Source organism: Variovorax sp. V15 (assembly GCF_041154425.1).
Classification (GTDB): Bacteria; Pseudomonadota; Gammaproteobacteria; order Burkholderiales; family Burkholderiaceae_C; genus Variovorax; species Variovorax guangxiensis.
Map to the genome: position 1 here is coordinate 702,834 of NZ_AP028659.1, position 22,077 is coordinate 724,910.

19 protein-coding genes are annotated in these 22,077 nt (G+C 68.9%); 9 read left to right on the plus strand and 10 right to left on the minus strand.

Annotated elements, in window-relative coordinates:
• Positions 1-78: 78 nt before the first annotated feature.
• From ACAM57_RS03445 to gabT, 7 genes are all read right to left on the minus strand, one after another.
• A complete protein-coding gene (locus tag ACAM57_RS03445) occupies positions 79-1,557 on the minus strand; it encodes an NAD-dependent succinate-semialdehyde dehydrogenase (protein ID WP_369660710.1) in 1,479 nt (492 codons plus the stop codon).
• A gap of 62 nt (positions 1,558-1,619) precedes the next feature.
• The gene (speB, locus tag ACAM57_RS03450; RefSeq protein ID WP_126023726.1) at positions 1,620-2,576 is read right to left on the minus strand and encodes an agmatinase; all 957 of its coding nucleotides are present in this window, start codon (positions 2,574-2,576) and stop codon (positions 1,620-1,622) included.
• Positions 2,577-2,592: 16 nt separating this feature from the next.
• The gene (locus ACAM57_RS03455) at positions 2,593-3,411 is read right to left on the minus strand and encodes an ABC transporter permease (protein ID WP_184640891.1); all 819 of its coding nucleotides are present in this window, start codon (positions 3,409-3,411) and stop codon (positions 2,593-2,595) included.
• A 24-nt stretch (positions 3,412-3,435) separates the two neighbouring features.
• On the minus strand, positions 3,436-4,692 hold the full coding sequence (locus ACAM57_RS03460) for an ABC transporter permease (RefSeq protein ID WP_369660711.1): 1,257 nt from the start codon (positions 4,690-4,692) through the stop codon (positions 3,436-3,438).
• A 34-nt stretch (positions 4,693-4,726) separates the two neighbouring features.
• Complete coding sequence (locus tag ACAM57_RS03465) at positions 4,727-5,755, minus strand: ABC transporter substrate-binding protein (protein ID WP_184640890.1); 1,029 nt, start codon at positions 5,753-5,755, stop codon at positions 4,727-4,729.
• A gap of 66 nt (positions 5,756-5,821) precedes the next feature.
• Entirely contained in the window at positions 5,822-6,928 is a 1,107-nt protein-coding gene (locus ACAM57_RS03470; RefSeq protein ID WP_369660712.1) for an ABC transporter ATP-binding protein, read from the minus strand.
• Between the two features lie 27 nt (positions 6,929-6,955).
• Entirely contained in the window at positions 6,956-8,248 is a 1,293-nt protein-coding gene (gene gabT, locus ACAM57_RS03475) for a 4-aminobutyrate--2-oxoglutarate transaminase (RefSeq protein ID WP_369660713.1), read from the minus strand.
• 173 nt (positions 8,249-8,421) lie between these two features.
• Between gabT and ACAM57_RS03480 the strand changes: the two genes are divergently transcribed.
• The 4 genes from ACAM57_RS03480 (at position 8,422) to ACAM57_RS03495 (ending at position 13,229) form a co-directional block, all read left to right on the plus strand.
• The gene (locus ACAM57_RS03480; protein ID WP_369660714.1) at positions 8,422-9,831 is read left to right on the plus strand and encodes a PLP-dependent aminotransferase family protein; all 1,410 of its coding nucleotides are present in this window, start codon (positions 8,422-8,424) and stop codon (positions 9,829-9,831) included.
• A 150-nt stretch (positions 9,832-9,981) separates the two neighbouring features.
• The gene (locus ACAM57_RS03485; RefSeq protein WP_126023719.1) at positions 9,982-11,031 is read left to right on the plus strand and encodes an ornithine cyclodeaminase; all 1,050 of its coding nucleotides are present in this window, start codon (positions 9,982-9,984) and stop codon (positions 11,029-11,031) included.
• A 39-nt stretch (positions 11,032-11,070) separates the two neighbouring features.
• Complete coding sequence (locus ACAM57_RS03490) at positions 11,071-12,111, plus strand: histone deacetylase family protein (RefSeq protein ID WP_369660715.1); 1,041 nt, start codon at positions 11,071-11,073, stop codon at positions 12,109-12,111.
• Between the two features lie 131 nt (positions 12,112-12,242).
• Positions 12,243-13,229: a tripartite tricarboxylate transporter substrate binding protein gene (locus tag ACAM57_RS03495; RefSeq protein ID WP_369660716.1), complete on the plus strand. Its 987-nt coding sequence runs from the start codon at positions 12,243-12,245 to the stop codon at positions 13,227-13,229.
• Here the strand turns inward: ACAM57_RS03495 and ACAM57_RS03500 are convergent.
• Positions 13,216-13,785, minus strand: coding sequence for a TetR/AcrR family transcriptional regulator (locus ACAM57_RS03500; RefSeq protein ID WP_369660717.1), 570 nt, complete (start codon positions 13,783-13,785; stop codon positions 13,216-13,218). The two genes, ACAM57_RS03495 and ACAM57_RS03500, sit on opposite strands and share 14 nt — an antisense overlap.
• A gap of 89 nt (positions 13,786-13,874) precedes the next feature.
• On the opposite strand from ACAM57_RS03500, the gene ACAM57_RS03505 reads away from it, so the two are divergent.
• The gene (locus tag ACAM57_RS03505) at positions 13,875-15,140 is read left to right on the plus strand and encodes an MFS transporter (RefSeq protein WP_369660718.1); all 1,266 of its coding nucleotides are present in this window, start codon (positions 13,875-13,877) and stop codon (positions 15,138-15,140) included.
• A 209-nt stretch (positions 15,141-15,349) separates the two neighbouring features.
• Entirely contained in the window at positions 15,350-16,567 is a 1,218-nt protein-coding gene (locus ACAM57_RS03510) for a porin (RefSeq protein ID WP_369660719.1), read from the plus strand.
• A 129-nt stretch (positions 16,568-16,696) separates the two neighbouring features.
• Here the strand turns inward: ACAM57_RS03510 and ACAM57_RS03515 are convergent, their stop codons facing one another.
• The gene (locus ACAM57_RS03515; RefSeq protein ID WP_184640882.1) at positions 16,697-17,515 is read right to left on the minus strand and encodes an HAD-IIB family hydrolase; all 819 of its coding nucleotides are present in this window, start codon (positions 17,513-17,515) and stop codon (positions 16,697-16,699) included.
• A 94-nt stretch (positions 17,516-17,609) separates the two neighbouring features.
• On the opposite strand from ACAM57_RS03515, the gene ACAM57_RS03520 reads away from it, so the two are divergent.
• The 3 genes from ACAM57_RS03520 to ACAM57_RS03530 are packed head-to-tail and all read left to right on the plus strand — an operon-like array spanning position 17,610 to position 20,275.
• Positions 17,610-18,605, plus strand: coding sequence for an ATP-binding cassette domain-containing protein (locus ACAM57_RS03520; protein WP_369660720.1), 996 nt, complete (start codon positions 17,610-17,612; stop codon positions 18,603-18,605).
• Entirely contained in the window at positions 18,602-19,456 is an 855-nt protein-coding gene (locus ACAM57_RS03525; protein WP_369660721.1) for an ABC transporter permease, read from the plus strand. Before ACAM57_RS03520 ends, ACAM57_RS03525 begins: the two co-directional genes overlap by 4 nt.
• Before the next feature lie 15 nt (positions 19,457-19,471).
• Positions 19,472-20,275, plus strand: coding sequence for an ABC transporter permease (locus tag ACAM57_RS03530; protein ID WP_126023710.1), 804 nt, complete (start codon positions 19,472-19,474; stop codon positions 20,273-20,275).
• Positions 20,276-20,427: 152 nt separating this feature from the next.
• Here the strand turns inward: ACAM57_RS03530 and ACAM57_RS03535 are convergent, their stop codons facing one another.
• On the minus strand, positions 20,428-22,056 hold the full coding sequence (locus ACAM57_RS03535; protein ID WP_126023709.1) for a peptide chain release factor 3: 1,629 nt from the start codon (positions 22,054-22,056) through the stop codon (positions 20,428-20,430).
• Between the last annotated feature and the right edge of the window lie 21 nt (positions 22,057-22,077).

The following is a 22,077-nucleotide window of genomic DNA, read 5'->3' on the forward strand; positions in this document are numbered from 1 at the left end:
GCAGGGCAGGGCAGGGCAGGGCAGGGCAGGGCTTGCCCCGGCTCTTCCCGCCCCTCCTTCTTTCCTCTTCTTCTCCTCCTATTTCTGGATGTCGCCCAGGCAGAGGTACTTGATCTCGACGTAGTCGTCCATGCCGTGGTGCGAGCCCTCGCGCCCCAGGCCCGACTGCTTCACGCCGCCGAAGGGCACGTGCTCGGTGGCGATCACGCCGGCATTGATGCCGACCATGCCGTACTCCAGCGCCTCCGCCACGCGGAAGATGCGGCCCACGTCGCGCGTGTAGAAATAGCTCGCCAGGCCGAACTCGGTATTGTTCGCCGCGTCGATGCCTTCCTGTTCGGTCTTGAAGCGGAACACCGGCGCGAAGGGGCCGAAGGTTTCCTCCCGCGCGCACAGCATGTCGGCCGTGGCGTCGGCGATGACGGTCGGCTCGAAGAACTGGCCCTGCATCCTGTGGCCGCCGGCCAGCACCTTGCCGCCCCTGGCGACGGCGTCGTCGACGTGGCGCTGCACCTTGTCGATGGCCGCGTCCTCGATCAGCGGGCCCTGCACCACGCCGTCGTCGAAGCCGTTGCCGACCTTGAGCGCCTTGACCCTGGCCGCGAACTTCTCGACGAAGGCGTCGTAGATGCCCTCCTGCACGTACAGCCGGTTCGCGCAAACGCAGGTCTGGCCGGCGTTGCGGTACTTGCTGGCAATCGCGCCTTCGACGGCCGAATCCACATCCGCGTCGTCGAACACCAGGAAGGGCGCGTTGCCGCCCAGTTCCAGCGACAGCTTCTTGACCGTCGGCGCGCACTGGCTCATGAGGATGCGGCCCACCTCGGTGGAGCCGGTGAAGCTCAGGTGGCGCACGACGTCGCTCTCGCACAGCTCCTTGCCGATCGAGATGCTGTTGGCGCTGTCGGCCGTGAGCACGTTGAGCACGCCCGCCGGAATGCCGGCCCGCACGGCCAGCTCCGCCGCGGCCAGCGCGGTCAGCGGCGTGAGCTCGGCCGGCTTGATGACCACCGTGCAGCCGGCAGCGAGCGCGGGAGCCACCTTGCGGGTGATCATCGCGAGCGGAAAATTCCACGGCGTGATCGCCGCGCACACGCCGATGGGCTGCTTCATCACCAGCAGGCGGCGGTTGTTGTCGAACTGCGGCAGCACCTCGCCGTTCACGCGCTTGGCTTCTTCGGCAAACCACTCGATGAAGCTCGCGCCGTAGGCGACCTCGCCCTTGGCCTCGGCGAAGGGCTTGCCCTGCTCGGCGGTCATCAGGCGGCCGATGTCCTCGGTGTTGGCGATCAGCAGGTCGAACCACTTGCGCAGCACGATGCTGCGCTCCTTGCCGGTCTTGCCGCGCCAGGCGGCGAGCGCCCCGTTCGCGGCGGCGATGGCGTGCGCGGCATCCGCGCGCGTGAGGTTGGCCACGTCGACCAGCTTGCGGCCGGTGGCCGGGTCGTTCACGTCGAAGCGGCTGGCGCCTTTCGTCCATTCGCCGGCGATCAGCGCATCGGTCTTGAGCAGGGTCGGGTCGTTCAGCAGCGCGAGGGGAGAAGTCTTCGTGTCCATGGTGTCGTGTTGTCTCGGAAGTAATGGGTAACCGGTAATGGCCTGCGCGGGCAGCGGCCGTGTCAGCGGAAGGGCACGCCGGGGAGCACGCAGAGCATTTCGTAGAGCAGGTTGGCGCCCAGCAGCGCGGTGTTGCCGCTCGTGTCGTAGGGCGGGCTGACCTCCACCAAGTCGGCGCCCACCACGTTCAGGCCGCGGCAGCCGCGCACGATCTCCAGCGCCTGCGGCACGGTGAGCCCGCCGATCTCGGGCGTGCCGGTGCCGCCCGCGAACGAGGGGTCGATGCCGTCGATGTCGAAGCTGATGTAGACCGGATGCGCGGGCCCGATGCGCTCGCGCACCTGCGCCATCAGCGGCGCGAGCGACTGGTACCAGACCTCGTGCGCCTGCACCACGGTGAAACCCTGCGCGCGCGGCCAGTCGAAATCGTCCGCCGCATAGCCGGTGCCGCGCAGGCCGATCTGCCAGACCTTGTCGCAGGCCAGCAGGCCCTCTTCGACGGCGCGCCTGAACGGCGTGCCGTGGGCGATGCGCTCGCCGAACATGTCGTCGTTCACGTCCGCATGCGCATCCACGTGCACCAGTGCGACCGGGCCGTGCTTTCGCGCCACCGCGCGCAGGATCGGCAGTGCGATGGTGTGGTCGCCGCCCAGCGTCAGCGGGGCGCATCCTGCTGCCAGCACCGTGTCGTAGAAGGCCGAAATGATGGCCAGCGACTTGTCCAGCGAATAGGTGTTGATCGGCACGTCGCCCAGGTCGGCCACGTTCAGCCGGTCGAAGGGCGCGGCGCCGGTGGCCATGTTGTAGGGGCGCAGCAGCGCCGACTCGGCGCGGATCTGGCGCGGCCCGAAGCGCGCGCCGGGGCGGTTGGAGGTGCCTATGTCCAGCGGCACGCCGATGAACGCGGCGTCCAGTCCTTCCGGCGACGTTGCCGGGGGCAGCCGCATCATCGTGCCGGGGCCGGCGAAGCGCGGCATGGTGTTGCCGCCTAGCGGCTGGTTCGGGGTCGTGGAGGGCATCGCGCGAATGGAGTGTTCAGCGCCGCCGTCCGCGCAGCCATTCGAGCGCGAGCAGCAGCGTGGTGGTGAAGATGATCAGCAGCGTCGCCACGGCGGCGATGGTGGGCGAGATGTTCTCGCGGATGCCGGTGAACATCTGGCGCGGCAGCGTGACCTGGTCGGGCCCCGCGAGGAACAGCGTGACCACCACCTCGTCGAACGAGGTCGCGAAGGCGAACAGCGCGCCCGAGATCACGCCCGGCGCGATCACCGGCAGCGTGACGCGCATGAAGGTCCGCAACGGCGTCTCGCCCAGGCTCAGCGACGCGCGCACCAGGTTCTGGTTGAAGCCTGCCAGCGTGGCGAGCACGGTGGTCAGAACGAAGGGCGCGCCCAGCGCCGCGTGCACCACGATCAGGCCGAGGTAGGTGTCGGCCAGACCGAGCGGCGCGAAGTAGAGGTAGGTGGCTACGCCGACCACCACGATCGGCACGACCATCGGCGAGATCAGCACGCTCATGAGCAGGCCCTTGAACGCGAAGTTCGTGCGCGACAGCCCCACCGCCGCGAGCGTGCCCAGCACGGTGGCCAGCACCGTGGCGGCGGGCGCGACGATGAAGCTGTTGCGCGCCGCGCGCGCCCACTCGGGCGAGTCGAAGAGATTGCGATACCAGCGCAGCGACCAGCCGGGAATCGGGTAGGCGAGGAAGGAACTGTCGGAGAACGACAGCGGAATCACCACCAGGATCGGCGCCAGCAGGAAGGCCAGCACCGCGACGCAGCCGGCGCGCACCAGCCACCAGCCGAGCTTGTCGGCGAAGGTGGCGTAGGCCGGGAATTGAGGGAGCTTCAGCATGATGACTCCTGTCTTTGTGGCTGCTCAGCCCAGGCTCAGCTCGGCCTTGCCGATGCGGCGGTACACGGCGTACAGCAGCAGCGTGGCGACCAGCAGCACGGCGCCCAGCGCGCAGGCCATGCCCCAGTTGATTTCCACGTTGGTGTAGCGCGCGATGTAGTAGCTCAGCATCTGGTCGTCCGCGCCGCCGAGCAGCGCCGGCGTCACGTAGTAGCCGATCGCCAGGATGAAGACCAGCAGCGCGCCGGCGCCGATGCCGGGGTAGGTCTGCGGCACGTACACGCGGAAGAAGGCCGCCAGCGGCGAGCTGCCCAGCGAGACGGCCGCGCGCAGGTAGGTGGGTGGCACGCTCTTCATGACGCTGTACAGCGGCAGGATCATGAAGGGCAGCAGGATGTGCACCATCGCGATGATCACGCCGGTGCGGTTGAACAGCAGCGCCAGCGGATGGTCGATGAGGCCGATGCCCATCAGGCCGCGGTTGACCAGGCCCTCGGACTGCAGCAGCACGATCCATGCGGCCACGCGCACCAGGATGGACGTCCAGAACGGCACCAGCACCAGGATCATCAGCACGTTGGCCTTGCGCGCCGGCAGCGTCGACAGCCACCACGCCAGCGGATAGGCCAGCAGCAGGCAGAAGAAGGTGACCACGGCACTGATCTGGAAGGTGCGCAGCAGGATGCCGGCGAAGGCGCGCTGGTCGGCGGGCATGCGCTCCACCTCGCCGGCCACGTCGCGCCGCAGGTCGACCGAGGCGAGCAGGTAGTCGGGCGTCCAGCGAGAGCCGTTCTTGGCGATCGCCTGCCAGTACGGCGCTTCGCCCCAGCGCGGATCGAGCTCCAGCATGCGTGTCTTGATCTCCTCCGGCGTGCCGGCGATGGGCAGCGCCCTAAAGGCACCCATCACCAGCGAACGGGCGCCCGCGATCTCGGTGTTGAGGCGGCGCGCGAGGGCGCCCGCGTCGGAGCTGTCGGGCAGCTGGCCGAGGTCGGCCGCGATGGCCGCATAGGCCGCGGGCGCGGGCGCCTCCTTGCGGTTCCAGCCGTCGAGCGCGCGCACGGTGCGAGGCAGCGCGTTGGCCACTTCGGGGTTCTCCACCGCGCGCTGCAGCAGCGCCACGATGGGCACCAGCAGCGTCAGCAGAAGAAACACCAGCAGCGGCGCCGTGAGCGCGAAGGCGCGCCACTTGCGGCGGGCCTCGGCGCGCGCCAGTGCGCGCCGCAGTTCGCCGGGGGGCGCTTCCGCTGGAACCGGGGGAACAGACGTTGCCGCGTGCATGGCCTCTTTCGCGTTCGCTGGTTCGTCTGCCGGTTTACTGCGTGGCCCAGGCCGCGAAGCGCTTCTCCAGCGCCTCGCCCTGGTCGGCCCAGAAGCCGACGTTGAACTGCAGCGCGTCCTTGGCGTTGGTCGAGGAGGTCGGCAGGTCGGCAAGCACCTTGGGGCTGAGCGAGGCCAGCGCCTTGGTGTTGGTGGGGCCGTAGGCGATGTTCTGGGCATACACCGCCTGGTTGGCGGGCTGCATCGCGAACTGGATGTACTTCAGCGAGGCTTCCTTGTTCGGCGCGCCCTTGGGGATCACCAGGTAGTCGAGGTCGTAGATGCCGCCCGGCCAGTAGATCTTGAGGTCGCGGCCTTCACGGTTGGCCGCGTCGATGCGGCCGTTGTAGACGGTGGTCAGCACCACGTCGCCGGCCACCAGGAACTGCGGCGGCTGCGCGCCGGCTTCCCACCACTGGATGTTGGGCTTGAGCTCGGTGAGCTTCTTGAAGGCGCGGTCGGCGCCTTCCTTGGTGCCGAGCACCTTGTAGACGTCGGCCGGCTTCACGCCGTCGGCCATGAGCGCGAATTCGAGGTTGTAGCGCGCGCCCTTGCGCATGCCGCGCTTGCCGGGAATCTTCTTCACGTCCCAGAAATCGGCCCAGCTCGTGGGCGCGGTCTTGAGCTTCTCACCGTTGTAGGCCATCACGGTCGACCACACGAACAGGCCCACGCCGCAGTCGGTGACGGCGGCCGGCAGGAAGTCGGACTTGGTGCCGATCTTGGAATAGTCGAGCTTCTCGAAGAGGCCCTCGTCGCAGCCGCGCGCCGCGTCGGGCGACTCGACCTCGACCACGTCCCAGGTGACCTTTTTGGTCTCCACCATGGCCTTGATCTTGGCCTGCTCGCCGTTGTATTCGACCGCGACGATCTTGGTTCCGGTCTTCTCGTAGGGCTCGTAGTAGGCCTTTTTCTGGGCGTTGGCATTGGCGCCGCCGAAGTTGACCACGGTGAGCTGCTGCTGGGCGAGGGCCGGCAGGGCGAAGCTGGCGGCGACGGTGCAGGCGAGAAGTGTCTTTTTCATGGTGGAAATCTTCCTGGGTGATGAACGGGAACGAGGGGGAATGCGAACGGGAACGGAAGGCCGGCTTCAGGGGACGTAGATGCGCGCATGCGCCGTCGGGAACTCGAGCACCACCGCCTCGCCGGCCCGCGGCGCGGCGGCGCCGTCGAGGCCGTCCAGCGGCAGCTTCACGGTGGCGTCGGCCTGGCCGCCGCCGACGCTGCACAGCAGCCGCAGGTGGTCGCCGAAGTAGATGACGCGCGCCACCTCGGCCTCGAGCATGTTGGCGCGCTGCACGTCCGTGCGGCGGTGCAGCACCACGCGCTCGGGGCGGATGCAGGCCTCGACGGCCGCGCCAGAAGCCGCTCCGCTCACGTTGAGCCCGTGCAGCACGCGGCCGTCGGGCAGCGTCATCTCGGCATGCTCGCCGCCATGACCCTGGCGTTGGCCCAGCTGGCCCCTGAGCACGGTGTTGTCGCCGACGAAGCCGGCCACGAAGCGGTTGGAAGGCGTTTCGTAGAGACGGTCGACCGTGTCCAGCTGCTGGATCACGCCTTCGTTGAACACCGCCACGCGGTCGCTCATGGTGAGCGCCTCGCCCTGGTCGTGCGTCACGTAGACGAAGGTGACTCCCAGCTGGCGGTGCAGGTCCTTGAGTTCGATCTGCATGTGCTCGCGCAGCTGCTTGTCGAGCGCGCCGAGCGGCTCGTCCATCAGCACTAGCTGGGGCTCGAACACCAGCGCCCGCGCCAGCGCCACGCGCTGCTGCTGGCCGCCCGAGAGCTGGCCGGGCAGGCGGTCGGCCATGCCGCGCAACTGCACCATGTCGAGCGCGCGCTGCACGCGGCGCTGCTGCTCGTCCTTCGGCACCTTGCGCACGGTGAGCGGATAGGCCACGTTCTGCCCCACGCTCATGTGCGGGAACAGCGCGTAGTTCTGGAAGACCATGCCGAAGTTGCGCCTGTGCGGCGGCGTGCGGGTGATCGGCTTGCCGTCGAGCAGGATCTCTCCCGAGGTCGGCGACTCGAAGCCCGCCAGCATCATCAGCGTGGTGGTCTTGCCCGATCCCGAAGGGCCGAGCAGGCTCAGGAACTCGCCGCGGTGGATGTCCAGGTCGAGCTGGCGCACCACCAGGTGCTCGCCGTCGTAGGTCTTCTGGACGCGCTGGAAGCGCACCAAGGGTTCTGCGGTCATGGAGGATTCAGGAAAAGGATCGGTCGATCAGCGCAGTGCGGCGAAGCTGTCCGCGAGAAGCGCCAGGCCTTCGTCCACAAGCAAGTCGGATGCCGTGAGCGGCACCAGCACGCGAATTACATTGCCGTAGGTGCCGCATGACAGCAGGATTAACCCGCGCCGTGCCGCCTCCGCGACCACCTTGCGGGTCAGCGCGGCGTCGGGCCGCGCGGTGTCGCCCTCCTCGAACAGCTCGATGGCCACCATGGCGCCGAGCCCGCGCACGTCGCCGATGGACGGCTCGCCCGCCGCGATGCGGCGCAGGCCGGCCATGAGCCGCTCGCCCAGCGCACGGCTGCGCGCCAGCAGCTGCTCGTCGTCGAACACCTTGAGCACCGCGAGCGCCGCGGCGCAGCCGATGGGGCTGCCGGCATAGGTGCCGCCCAGGCCGCCGGGGGCGGGGGCGTCCATCACCTCGGCGCGGCCCACCACGCCGGAGATCGGGAAGCCGCCCGCCATCGACTTGGCGGTGGTGATCAGGTCGGGCGCCACCGGCCACTGCTCGCTGGCGAACCAGGTGCCGGTGCGGCCGGCACCGGTCTGCACTTCGTCGGCGATGATCAGGATGCCGTGGCGGTCCGCCAGCGCGCGCAGGCCCTCGACGAAATCGTTCGGCGCCACGTAGAAGCCGCCTTCGCCCTGCACCGGCTCCAGGATGAAGGCCGCCACGCGTTCGGGCTCGATGTCGTTCTTGAACAGCAGCTCGACCGAATGCAGGGCCTCGTCCACGCTCACGCCGTGCAGCGCGTTCGGGTACAGCGCATGGAACACCTCGCCCGGGAAGGGGCCGAAGCCGACCTTGTAGGGCGCGACCTTGCCGGTGAGGCCCAGCGTCATCATCGTGCGGCCGTGGTAGCCGCCGGTGAAGGCGATGACGCCGGGGCGCCGGGTGTGGGCACGGGCGATCTTGACCGCGTTCTCCACCGCCTCGGCGCCGGTGCTCAGGAAGACCGACTTCTTCGCGAACGCGCCCGGTGCCAGTGCATTCAGGCGCTCGGCCAGTTCCACATAGGGCTCATAGGCCAGTACCTGGAAGCAGGTGTGCGAATAGAGCTCGGCCTGCGCCTTGACTGCAGCCGTGATCTCCGGGTGGCAGTGGCCGGTGTTGAGCACCGCGATGCCGCCCGCGAAGTCGATGTAGCGGCGGCCCTCGACGTCCCAGAGCTCGGCGTTGGCGGCCCGGCTGACGAAGATTTCATGGGCCTGGCCGACGCCGCGCGCGACGGCCGCGCTGCGGCGGGTCATGAGGGCGGCGTTGCTGAGGTGGGGTTCGCGTTGCATGGGGGACGACCTGTGCTTGAGTGCTGGAAGGAAAGGAATGCCGGCACTCTAGGTCGCCCGATCCGGACCGGCCATGTACACCGGAAGCGGTCGTCCGGAGGACTGTACTGGTCTTGTATCCTGTACATACTTTCCTCAATATGGTGCAGGCCGGACCGCCGGAGACACCCCCGATGCTCATTCTTCGCCCCGAACAGCCGACGCCACTGGTGAGCCAGATCGTGGAAGGGCTGCGCGGCCTGATCGGCGCCCAGAAGCTCAAGGCCGACACCAAGCTGCCGTCGATCCGCGCCTTCGCCGCCGCCCATGGCGTCAGCGTCTTCACGGTGGTCGAAGCCTACGACCGGCTGGTGGCGCAGGGCCTGCTGGTCTCGCGGGCCAACGCCGGTTTCTTCGTCAAGCGGCGCAGCGAGGAGAGCCCCGCCGGCACGGCCAGCGCGCCCCGCGCGGACCCCCGCTTCGACGCGCGGTGGTATCTCCAGCAGATCTTCGAGAACCGCAACCTGCCACTCAAGCCCGGTTGCGGCTGGCTGCCGCACGACTGGCTCTTCGAGGACGGCATGCGCCGCAGCCTGCGCCACCTGGCCTCCGAAGGCAGCGACATCGGCGGCTACGGCCTGCCCTTCGGCCACATGGCGCTGCGCATGGCGACGGCCGAGGCGCTGTCGGAGCAGCAGATCGTGGTCGAGGCCGCCCAGGTGCTGCTGACCCAGGGCTCGAGCCAGGCCCTGGATCTCGTCGCGCGCCGCCTGCTCAAGCCGGGCGACCGCGTGCTCGTGGACGATCCCGGCTATCCGAACCTGATGTTCATGCTGCGCTTCCTGGGCGTGGAGATCGTCGGCGTGCCGCGCACTCCCTCGGGCTACGACATGCCCGCGCTCGAAGCGCTGCTGGCGGTGCACCGCCCCAAGGCCTTCTTCACGCAGCCGCGGCTGCAGAGCCCGACCTGCTCCATGGCCTCGCTGCCCCAACTGGTGCAGCTGCTGCAACTCGCGCAGGCGCACGACTTCACGCTGGTGGAGAACGACATCTACGCCGAAATGGACGCGTCGATGCGTCCCTCGCTGGCCAGCCTGGGGCAGCTGCGCCGCGTGGTGTACGTGGGCAGCTATTCGAAGACCATCTCGCCGAACATCCGCGTCGGCTACGTCATCGCGCAGCCCGAGCTGCTCGACGAGCTGGCGCAACTCAAGATGATCTCGGGCCTCACATCGTCCGACATCACCGAGCGCCTGGCCTTCGGCACCGTGACCGACGGCCGCTGGCGCAAGCATCTCAAGGCCCTGCGCGAGCGCCTCGCGCAGGCGCACGGCAGTGTCGCGCGGCGGCTGGGGGGACTGGGCTTCGAGCTGTTTCATGAGCCCGCGGCCGGCATGTACCTTTGGGCCCGGCATCCGGACATCACCGACAGCGCCGAGCTCTCGCGGCGCGCCGCGGCCGAGGGAATCATGCTGGGCCCGGGCCAGCTGTTCCTGGTCAACCCGCGCCCCACCGGCTGGCTGCGCTTCAACGTCGCCTTCAGCGAGGACGAGCGGCTCTGGCGCTTCCTGGAGCGCAGCATCGAGGAGCGCCGCAGCGACTGAAGGCGGCAGCCGCAGAGGGCTCGCAAAGGTTCGCGAGCAGGCGCACAATGGCTCTCAACCCTTGGCGCAGGCGCATCCTGAATCAGCCATGGTGGAGTAAACATGCGATGGGATGAAGCGCCGCGGCGGGGCTACGCAAGGAGCCATGTCATGACCCGCTTCATCGATGTTCACAGCCTGGTCCGCCTGGTGGACGAGACCGGGGTTCCGCAGTTCCTCACCGCGCTGGCCGACGCGCTGCGCGACGACTTCATGCGGTGGCGCGAGTTCGATAAGAAGGCGCGCGTGGCCAGCCATTCGCACCTCGGCGTGATCGAGCTGATGCCGGTGGCCGACGATGGCGCCTACGCCTTCAAGTACGTCAACGGGCATCCGCACAACACGCAGGTCGGGCTGCCGACCGTCATGGCCTTCGGCGTGCTGGCCGAGGTCGACACGGGCTACCCCGTGCTGCTTTCCGAACTCACGCTCACCACAGCGCTGCGCACGGCCGCCACCTCGGCGATGGCCGCGAAGGCGCTGGCGCGGCCCGATTCGCGCAGCCTCGCGCTGATCGGCAACGGCTCGCAGAGCGAGTTCCAGGCGCTGGCCTTCCATGCGCTGCTGGGCATCGAGGAAGTGCGGGTGTACGACATCGACCCCCATGCCACCGACAAGCTGGTGCGCCACCTCGCGGCCTGCACGCCGCTGGAGATCGTGCGCGCCCGTTCGGTGGCCGAGGCGGTGCGCGGCGCGGACATCGTCACCACCGTCACCGCCTACCAGGGGCGCGCGACGGTGCTCACGCCCGACATGATCGAGCCGGGCATGCATATCAACGCGGTGGGCGGCGATTCGCCCGGCAAGACCGAACTGCATCCCGGCGTGCTCGGCAAGGCGCGCGTGTTCGTCGAGTACGAGCCCCAGACCCGCGTCGAGGGCGAGATCCAGCAGGTGGCCGCCGACTTCCCGGTGCACGAGCTCTGGCGCGTGCTGCTCGGCGAGGTGCCGGGGCGCGAGAGCGCGGCGCAGGTCACTCTGTTCGACTCGGTGGGCTTCGCGCTGGAGGACTACACGGCGCTGCGCTACATCCAGCGCATCGCGACCGAGCGCGGCATCGGCCGGCAGATCGCGCTGGTGCCGGAGCTCGACGACCCGAAGGACCTGTTCGGGCTCACCGCCTCGGGGCGGCGCCGGGCGGTGCTGCGGCGTGCGGCATGATGGACGGCTTCGTCACAGCCGCTCCTGTTGCACATCTTCATGCTCACCATCTACAACGACCAGCACGTTCTTCACCAAGGCAAAGTCGAGATGTTCCGCGGCGAGCTCGTGCCGTGCTTCGAGGTGCCCGCGCGCGTCGATCATGTGAGGCATGAGCTGGAGCGCAGGAACATCGGCCCGCTGCAGGCGCCCGATGCCTTCGACGAGGCGGTGCTGGCCAAGGTGCATGCGCCGCGCTACCTGGACTTCATCGCGCATGCGTGGGAGGAGTGGGTGGCGCTCGACCCGTCCAACGCGACGCGCGACGTGCTGCCTTCGTACTGGCCCACGCGCGGCATGCGCAGCGATGTGCTGCCGAAGAGCTTTCCGGCGCGCCTGGGTCTTTTCTCCTTCGACGCGGGCACGCCGCTGATGGCGGGCAGCTGGACGGCGGCGCGCCACGGCGCGGCATGCGCGTGGACCGCGGCGCAGCGCGTCATCGGTGGCGAGCGCGCCGCCTTCGCGCTCACGCGGCCGCCGGGCCACCATGCGGGCGCGGATTTCTTCGGCGGCTACTGCTTCCTCAACAACGCCGCCGTCGCCGCGCAGGCGCTGCGCGACGCGGGCGTCGAACGCGTGGCCGTGCTCGACGTCGACTACCACCACGGCAACGGCACCCAGGCCATCTTCTACGAGCGCGACGACGTGCACTTCGCGAGCCTGCATGGCGATCCGCTGACCGACTATCCCTACTACCTGGGCCATGCCGACGAGCGCGGCGCCGGGCGGGGCGAGGGCTTCAACCACAACCTGCCGCTGCCGCGCGGCACCGACTTCGCGGCGTGGCGCGCCGCGTTGGGAACCGCGCTGGCCCGCATCGCCGAAGTGAAGGCCGGCGCGCTGGTGGTCTCGCTGGGCGTCGACACCTTCGAGGGCGACCCGATCTCCGGCTTCAGGCTGAAGAGCGACGACTACCTGCGCATGGGCGAGGACCTGGCACGCGCCGGACTGCCGACGGTGTTCGTGTTCGAGGGCGGCTACGCGGTGGCGGAGGTGGGCGTCAACGCGGTGAACGTGATCGAAGGCTTCGCGCAGGCCTAGCAGCTGACGCGCAGGCGACTCGGACGCCGGAATTCGCCCCTGTTTCCCACGGAAATCAGGGCAGCCCCGATTGCCTTCGCCGGTGCGGCGGGGCCCAATCGGCGCTTTCCCAAGTCAGGACCCAGTCAGCCATGCTCCGCCGCTCCACCTTCCTCCGTACCGCCGCCGCACTCGCCGCAACCGGCGGCCTCGCTTTTCCGATGGCGGCGCTCGCGCAGGCCTTTCCCGCCAAGCCCATCAAGCTGGTGATCGCCTTCCCGGCGGGCGGCCCGACCGACATCACCATGCGCCAGCTCGCGGAGAACGCGAGCAAGATCCTCGGCCAGCCGGTGATCATCGACAACAAGCCCGGCGCCGGCGGCACGCTGCCCGCGCAGGCGCTGCAGACCGCGCAGCCCGACGGCTACACCGTCGCGCAGATTCCGCTGGGCGTGTTCCGCCTGGGCTACACCACCAAGATCAACTGGGATCCGCTCAAGGACATCACCTACGTCATCAACGTCACCGGCTACGCCTTCGGCATCGTCGTGCCGGCCGACAGCCCCTTCAAGACCTGGGCCGACTTCGTCGCATACGCCAAGGCCAACCCCGGCAAGCTTACCTACGGCTCCACGGGCACGCTCACCAGCCCGCACCTGACGACCGAGATCGTCGCGCAGAAGGCCGGCATCCAACTGCAGCACGTGCCCTACAAGGGCAGTGCCGACCTGATGCTCGCGGTGGTCAGCGGCCAGCTGATGGCCGCGGCCGACAGCACCGGCTTCGCGCCGCAGGTCGAGGCCGGCAAGCTGCGCGTGCTCAACACCTGGGGCGAGAAGCGCCTGGCCAAGTTCCCCGACGCGCCCACGCTGAAGGAACTCGGCTACGACGTGGTGCAGAACTCGCCCTTCGGCATCGGCGCACCCAAGGGCACGCCGCCCGAGGTGGTGAAGAAGCTGCACGACGCCTTCAAGCAGGCGATGGAGGAGCCGAGCTACGTCGCCGCGCTGGGCCGCTACGACATGCTGCCGAACTACATGAGCTCGGCCACCTATACCAAGTTCGCGCAGGACACGGTGGTGAAGGAGAAGGCCATCATCGACAAGCTGGGGCTGGCGAAGGAAGTCAAGACGAACTGAGGACGAAGAGCTCGTCCACCAGCCGGGACGCCAGTTCCGGCTGCACCCCGTCTCCACCGAACACCAGCCGGAACACGATCGGCGCGATCAGGTGATCGATCACCTGCTGCGGCTCGGGTGCGGGCTCGCCGCGGGCGCGGGCCTGCTCGACAAGCGTGAGCGCCTCCCTGCGGCGGTTGCGCAGGCAGTCGGTGTCGGCGCCATCGTTGGCCAGCGCGGCCGCGGCTTTCAGCAACGAGGTATTGCACGGCCTGGCCAGGTGCTCGATGAGTTCGCGCGCCCAGGCTTCCAGGTCGGCGCGCAGCGTTCCCGTATTCGGCAGTGGGCGGTTCGGGTCCAGCCGGTGGGTGGCGGTTTCGGCCAGCAGCCCCTGCAGGTCGCCCCAGCGCCGGTAGATGCTGGAGGCGCTGACACCCGCGCGCTCGGCCACCGCCGGCACCGTGACGCGCTCCCTTCCTTGTTCCGCCACGAGTTCTTCGAGGGCAGTGCGTACCAATGCCTGCACCTGGGCGCTGCGGCCGCCGGGGCGTTTGTTGGGGAGGGCGATGTCGGTCATGGCCTGGACTTTAACGCAAAGATATTTGCTTTAGAGGATTCGCATGTCTAGAATCACAAAAGCAAAAAAAGTTGCATTAAGGATTCGCCATGCCGTCCTCCTGCCCCGAACTCGCTTCCGCCACCGCCGACCTCGCGGCGCGCTCCAGGCCTTGGCGCCTGCCGCAGCGCGCGGCCTTTCCGCTGCTCGCGGCTGTGCTGTTCGCCTTTTTCTTCGCGGCTGCCGCGCCTTCGCCGCTGTTCGTGGTGTTCCAGCACGCCTGGCATTTCTCTTCGTCGCTGCTCACGGTGGCCTTCGCGGTCTACGCGATCGCGCTGCTGGTTTCTCTGCTGGTAGCCGGGTCGCTGTCGGACCACATCGGGCGACGGCCGGTGGTGCTGTCGGCGCTGGTACTGCAGGCGGTGGCGATGGGGCTCTTCCTGATGGCGAACGGCATCGGCGGGCTGATCGTCGCGCGCGTGGTGCAGGGCATCGCCACCGGCGTGGCGAGCGGCGCGCTGAGCGCGGCGGTGGTCGAGGCGGCGCCGGCTTCGCGCAAGCGGCTGGGGGCGCTGATCACCAGCGTGTCGCCGCTCGCCGGCCTTGCGGTGGGGGCGCTGCTCACGGGCATGGCGGTGAAGTTCTCGCTGCAACCGGTGATGCTGGTGTTCGGCGTGCTGGCCGCGGTGTTCGCGCTGGGCGCGGCGGTGGTGCTGTGGATGCCCGAGACCGTCACGCCGCGCGCCGGGGCGCTGGCCTCGCTGGTGCCGCGCGTGTCGATTCCGGCGAAGGCACGCGCCGAGTTCGCGCGCGGGCTGCCGGTGTTCATCGTGGTGTGGGCGCTCGGCGGGCTGTACCTGTCGCTGGCGCCTTCTCTGATGCTGCATGTGTTCGGCATCGACAACGGCGTGGTCAACGGCCTCACGGTGGCGGTGCTTTCCGGCATGGGAGCCATCGCGCCGACGCTGCTCGGCCGCCTTGCGGCTCCGCGCCCGGCCATCGTCGGCATGGCCAGCATCGCGCTCGGCCTGGTGCTGCTGCTTGCCTCGCTTGCCACCCGTTCGCTCGCGCTCTTCTTCGTCGGCACGGCGGTAGCGGGCATCGGCTTCGGCGGCGCGTTCTCGGCGCTGGTGCAGACGCTGGCGCCGATGGCGCAATCGCACGAGCGCGGCGAGCTCTTCGCGGCGATCTTCGTGGTGAGCTATCTCGCGTTCAGCCTGCCGGCCATGCTCGCGGGCTTCCTGGTGGCGCCGCTGGGGCTGCTGAACACGGCCGAGGGCTATGGGGCGGTGCTGCTGCTGATCGCCGCCTTCGGCACGTGGAGCCAGTGGATGGTGCTGCGACGCCGGCAGCGCGAATTGCCCATGAGCGAGTGAGTGGCCGGAACGGCGTTCCGGGTCAGGAAACAGTCAGGACACCTATGTCAAGAGGCTTGGCCCTTCGGGGGTTGGGTACTTACCCTATGTAATTCGTTTGTCTTCCGCGATGGAAACACTCCGATGCAGTCTTGTGGCGCAAAAGCCCGGGCTCTCAGCAGCTGCATCCGGCATCGGAGCGGCAACTTCCCCATCCTGGAGTGATACGAATGAAAAAATCCCTGCTTGTTCTGGCTGCGATGGCAGCCTGCGGTGCCGCGTCGGCGCAATCGACCGTGACGCTGTTCGGCGTCGTCGATGCGGCCTACCGCAACGTCTCGAACAAGAGCGAGTCGGTCCCGGCCACCCTTTTCACCCCCTACTACAGCGTGAAGGCCAGACGTACCGAGCTGGCCAACTCGGGCCTGAGTTCCAGCCGCCTGGGCTTCCGCGGCGTCGAAGACCTCGGCGGCGGCCTGTCGGCCAGCTTCTGGCTCGAAGCCCCGATCACCAACGACGACGGCGCCACCGGCGTCTCCAACTTCAGCCGCCGCTCCACCGTGAGCCTTGCCGGCAGCTTCGGCGAATTCCGCATCGGCCGCGACAAGACCGCCACCGTGCTGAACGACGAGCAGTTCGATCCGTTCGGCGACACCGGTATCGGCGGCTCGTTGATCATCGACGCCAACGAAGGCAGCCTCTCGGGCACCGGCTACGGCAGCAACAGCACCTACAAGCGCGCCGGCAACATGGTCCAGTACTTCCTGCCGCGCAACCTGGGCGGCTTCTACGGCAACCTGGGCTACAGCTTCCACGAAATCACCCGCCTGTCGCCCGACACCATCACCGGCGCCGACCGCACCAACACCGGCCGCCATATCGGCGGCCGCGTCGGGTACGCCTCGGGCCCGGTCGACGTCGCCGTCAGCTACGCGCAGAACGACACCAGCTTCACCTCCGGTTCAGGCTCCTCCGCCGTGGCACGTCCGGGCAAGATCAAGACCTTCAACCTCGGCGCGACCTACGACTTCGGCGTGGCCAAGCTGTTCGGCGAGTACTCGCGCTCGAAGGACCAGCGCGATCCGCTGAACATCTTCACGCCGGTGCCGAGCACCGACCTCACCGGCTACCTGATCGGCGTGACCGTGCCGATCGGCCCGGGCCAGATCCGCGCCTCGTACTCGCAGGTCAAGTACGACTACAACCGCGTGCCGGCCCTCTTCGCCGTGAACACCCCCGACCCGAAGTCGAACAAGTTCGCGCTGGGCTACGTGCACAACCTGTCGAAGCGCACCGCGCTCTACGGCACGATCGCGCGCGTGACCAACAAGAACGGTGCCGGCAACACAGTCGGCGCCGGCCCGTCGTACGTGGCAACGTACAACCGCGTGGCGCTGCAGCCCAAGTCGTCGATGGGCTACGAGTTCGGCATCCGCCACAGCTTCTGATCGCAGCGAACCCCGAGACTGTTTTCTCCAAGGACCCCGTCGAACGGTCCCTTCGCCCGCCTCGTGCGGGCTTTTTTTCGTCCGTATTTTTCGCGCGGAGTGTTGTTTGTCCGCAGCGTCCGGCGGTGTTCAGCGCGCCGAAAGAATCGCGCGCGCGGCCTCGGCGAAGCCGGTGCCGCGCTCGCCCCGCGTCACGTAGCGCGGCAGGTGCTCCAACTGCGGCACGAAGCGCGCGACGTTCGCCACGCCGATGCTGTGCGCGAAGGTGCGGAACATCAGCTGGTCATTGGTGGAGTCGCCCACGTAGGCCCAGCGGTCCATCTCGCCGTCGAGCTTGCGGCCCCACAGCTCGCGCACGATCCAGCGCGCGCCTTCGAGCTTGTCGTTGTCGCCGTACCAGCCGTTGACGTGGATGCTGCTGACGGTGGCGTGCATGCCCTCGCCGCGCATCAGCGCCACCACCTGCGCGATGGTGGCGTCGCTCAATTGCACGAACTCGCTGTGGTCGATGGCGATGTCGGTCTCGCGCCCCGGCGAGTCGGTGGCGCGGCCCACGCCCGGCAGCTCGCGCTCGATGCGCTCCAGCACCGCCTGCATGCGCGCGAAGTTGGCCGCGCGCGTGGGCTCGTCCTGCTGGTAGCGCTTCTCGACCTTGCCATCGGCCGAGGGTAGCAGCGCGACCGCGCCGTTCTCGGCCACGATGGCGTCGACCGGCCAGGCGTTGACGAAGGGCAGGCTCCAGCCCACCGGCCGGCCGGTGATCGCCACCACCGAAAGCCCCGCCGCCTTCAGATCGCCCAGCGCCTGCAGCGCATCGGGCGTGATGGCGCCGTCGTGCGTGAGCGTGTCGTCGATGTCGGTGAACACGCCGATGAGCGCACCGCGCACGGCCTGCGGCCATTGGGCCAGCGGCAGCAGATGGTGGGGCGAAGAAGGCAAGGTGGGCATGGAGAGAGCAATGCAGGGGGAGCGCCGATCGTACCGGCGCTTTCGTGTAGCATCCCGCCCCCGCCGTGCCATCGAGGCCGGCGCGGCGCCCGCCATGCCCCACATCCTCGTCGACGACCTCCGCAAGACCTACCGCATCTCCGAACGCGATCCTGGCGTGATCGGCGCGCTGCGCGGCCTCGTGCAGCGCCGCCATCGCACGGTGGAGGCGCTGTCGGGCGTGTCGTTCGCGCTGGAGCGCGGCGAGCTGCTGGGCTTCATCGGGCCGAACGGCGCGGGCAAGTCGACCACCATCAAGATCCTCTCGGGCATCCTGCGCCCCGACGGCGGGCGCGTGGAGATCGACGGGCGCGATCCTTTCGCCGACCGCGAGCGCCACGTGGCGCGCATCGGCGTGGTCTTCGGCCAGCGCACGCAGCTGTGGTGGGACCTGCCCGTGGGCGACGGCTTCGACCTGCTGCGCGACATCTACCGCGTGGACCCCGCGCGCTACCGCCGCACGCGCGACGAGCTGGTGGCGCTGCTGAACCTGGAGCGCGTGCTCGCGCAGCCGGTGCGGCAACTCTCGCTGGGCCAGCGCATGCGCGCGGAGATCGCGGCGGCGCTGCTGCACGAGCCCGACATCCTTTTTCTCGATGAGCCCACCATCGGCCTCGACGCGCCCTCCAAGCTCGCCGTGCGCGACTTCGTGCGCCGCGCCAACCGCGAGCGCGGCACCACCGTACTGCTGACCACGCACGACATGCACGACATCGAGGCGCTGGCCCGACGCGTGATCATCATCGGCCACGGCCGCGTGCTGGCCGACAGCCCCGTCGAGGCATTGCGCGCGCAGGTGATGGCCGAGCGGCGCCTGGTGGTCGACTTCGCGCAGGGCGCCGAGCTGCCCGCGCAGGTGGAAGGCGCGCGGGTGCACTCGCGCGACGGCCAGACGCTGGTGCTCGACTTCGACCCGGCGCAGACCGCCGCGCCCGCGCTGATCGCGCGCATCGCGGCCGCGCATGCGGTGGAAGACATTCGGCTCGAAGGCCTGGCGATCGAGGCCGTCATTGCGCGCTTCTACGCCATGCACGGAGCGGCCGAGGCATGACGGCGGCGACCAGCCCGCGCGACCTGGCGAGACCCTATCTCGCGGCCTTCGCATCGCGCTTCCTGCAGATGCTGCAGTACCGCACCGCCGCGCTCGCCGGCTTCGCCACGCAGTGCTGGTGGGGCGGCATCAAGGTGATGGTGTTCGCGGCCTTCTATGGCCACGCGGCCACCACGGGCGCGAGCAGCTCGATGTCGCTCGCGCAGGCCATCACCTATACGTGGCTCGCGCAGGGGTTGCTCGTGCTGCTGCCCTGGCTGGGTGATCCGGAAGTGGGGCAGGCAGTGCGCACCGGCGCCGTCGCCTACGACCGGCTGCGGCCGGTGGATGCCTACGCGCTGTGGTTCGCGCGCAGCGCCGGCTGGATCGCCGCGCGCGTGCTGCCGCGCGTGGCGCTGATGGCTGCGTTCGCGATGGTCGTGCTGCCGCTGGCCGGCCTCGGCGAGTGGGCATGGCAGCTTCCTGCGGGCTTGGCGGCGGGGCTCGCCTTCATGCTCTCGGTGGTTTTCGCACTTTTGCTGTCGACGTCGATGGTGATGCTGCTGAACGTGGCCGCCACCGCCGCGCTCAACGAACGCGGCATCAGCGCGGTGGCCACGCCGGTTGTCATCGTTCTCTCTGGCAACCTGCTGCCGCTCGCGATGCTGCCCGACGGCTGGCAGACCGCGCTGCTGGTCCAGCCGCTGGCCGGGCTGATGGACATTCCGGCGCGCCTGTACTTCGGGCAGCTGCAGGGCTGGCAGGCCATCGGCGGGCTGGGGCTGCAGGTCTTCTGGATCGCGGTGCTCGTGGCCTTCGGCCATTTCGCCATGGGCCGCACCATGCGCGGCCTGCAGGTGCAGGGCGGGTGAGGGCAGGTGAGGGCGATGGGATCGATTCCGCTCTTCTTCCGGCTGGTCGGTGCCTCCCTTGGCGGACAGGCGCGCTACCCGGCTTCGGCGCTGATGCTGACCGTCGGCCAGTTCCTCGGCACCGGCATCGAGGTGATCGCCGTGTGGGCGCTGTTCCACCGCTTCGGCGACGTGCAGGGCTGGCGCATCGGCGAGGTGGCGCTGTTCTACGGGCTGGTGAACTGCATGTTCGCGCTGGCCGATGCGCTGGGCCGCGGCTTCGACGTGCTCGGCACGGAGTTCCTGCGCACCGGCGCCTTCGACCGCCTGCTGCTGCGGCCGCGTCCGCTCGCGCTGCAGCTGATGGGCAACGACTTTCGCATCAGCCGCCTGGGCCGGCTGCTGCAGGGGCTGGCGATGGTGGCGTTCGCCACGCAGCAGATGGGCATCGCGTGGACGCCGGGCGCCGTCGCCATCGCGCTGATCGCCATCGCGGGCGGCGTGGCGCTGTTCCTCGGCATCCTGGTGCTGCAGGGCACGCTGGCCTTCTGGACCGTCGAGAGCCTCGAGATCGCGAACGTGCTGACCTACGGCGGCGTGCAGGCCGCGCAGTACCCGCTGGCGCTCTATGCGCGCTGGTTCCGGCGCGTGCTGACCTTCATCGTGCCGCTGGCCTGCGTGGCCTATTACCCGGTGCTGGCGATCCTGGGGAAGGCCGACCCGCTGGGGGCGCCGGCGTGGGTGGGCCTGGTGTCGCCGCTCGCCGGGTTCGTGTTCCTGGCGGCGGCTTTCGGGGTGTGGCGCTTCGGGTTGCGCCGCTATGCGTCGACGGGCAGTTGAGGGACTGCGAACCGGCAGGAAAGCCGAACGCAGAAGTCGCAAAGGTTTCGCAGAAGTCGCAGAGGACAAATCCAGAAATGACCAGGTTCTCTTCTGCGATCTCTGCGTAGTTTTTGTCTTCCTTCTGCGTTCGGCTGCCCGATCCCGTCTCTTTACCCCGCGCTCTGCAGCGCCAACCCCGCATGCTCGCGCAGCGGATGGAAGTGGATCTTCGGAAACCGCTCCTGCGCCAGCCGCACGTCATACGGGGAGGTGCACAGGAACGCCAGCGTGTCCGCCGCGTCCTTCGCCATGCGCTGCGGGTACGCGTTGACGAACTCGCGCAGCTCGGCGGGCGTGTCGGCCGTGATCCAGCGTGCGCCGGTGTACTGGCAGCCTTCGAGGCGCACGTCGGCGTCGTACTCGGCCTTCAGGCGGTGCTGCACCACTTCGAACTGCAGCTGGCCGACCGCGCCCAGCAGCATCGGGCCGCCGATCTCGGGGCGAAACACCTGGATCGCGCCTTCCTCGCCGAGTTGGGCCAGACCCTGCTGCAGCTGCTTGGTGCGCAGCGGGTTCTTCAGGATCACGGTCATGAAGAGCTCGGGCGCGAAGAAGGGCAGGCCTGTGAACTGCAGGCTCGCTCCGTCGGTGATGGTGTCCCCCAGCTGCACGCCGCCGTGGGTGGTGAAACCCACGATGTCGCCCGCGTAGGCCTCTTCCACCGCCTCGCGGCGCTGGCTCATGAAGGTCACGACGCTGGTGGGGCGCAGCTCCTTGGCGGTGCGCTGCACCTTCAGCTTCATGCCCGGCGTGTACTTGCCCGAGGCCATGCGCACGAAGGCGATGCGGTCGCGGTGGTTGGCGTCCATGTTGGCCTGCACCTTGAAGACCACGCCCGCGAAGTCCTTGTCCTCGGGCTGGATCTCCTTGGTCACCGGCTGGCGGTTGACCAGCGTGGTGCTGGTGCGCGAGCGCGGCGAGGGCGCCAGGTCGACCAGCGCGTCGAGCACTTCCATCACGCCGAAGTTGTTCACGCCGGAGCCGAAGAACACGGGCGTCTGCTTGCCGGCCAGGAAGGCCTCGCGGTCCCAGGCGGGCGAGGCGCCGGTGGCGAGCTCCATGCTTTCCATGGCGGTCTCGAAGTCGGCGCCGAAGCGCTTGACCAGCGTATCGCGCTCGCTCAGCGGAATGGTCTCGAAGTCCTGCGGCAGGCGCTCGCTGCCCGACTCGAACACCGTCATCGCCTGCGTGCGCAGGTTCATGATCCCGCGGAAGCTCTTGCCCTGGCCCACCGGCCAGGTCATGGGCACGCAGGGCATGCCGAGCTCGCGCTCCACCTCGTCGAGGATGTCCAGCGGCTCGCGCACTTCGCGGTCCATCTTGTTGACGAAGGTGATGATGGGCGTGTCGCGCTGGCGGCAGACCTCGATCAGCCGGCGCGTCTGCGCTTCCACGCCGTTGGCCGCGTCGATCACCATCAGCGCCGAGTCGACGGCGGTGAGCACGCGATACGTGTCTTCGGAGAAGTCCTTGTGGCCCGGCGTGTCCAGCAGGTTGATGACGTGGTCGCGGTACACCATCTGCATCACCGACGAGGCCACCGAGATGCCGCGCTGCTTCTCGATCTCCATCCAGTCGGAGGTGGCATGGCGCGAGGCCTTGCGCGCCTTCACCGAGCCGGCGATCTGGATCGCGCCGGAGAAAAGCAGCAGCTTTTCGGTCAGCGTGGTCTTGCCGGCGTCAGGGTGGGAAATGATCGCGAAGGTGCGGCGGCGGCGGGTTTCGGCTACGAAAGACAAGGTGGGCAATCTGCGGGGGGA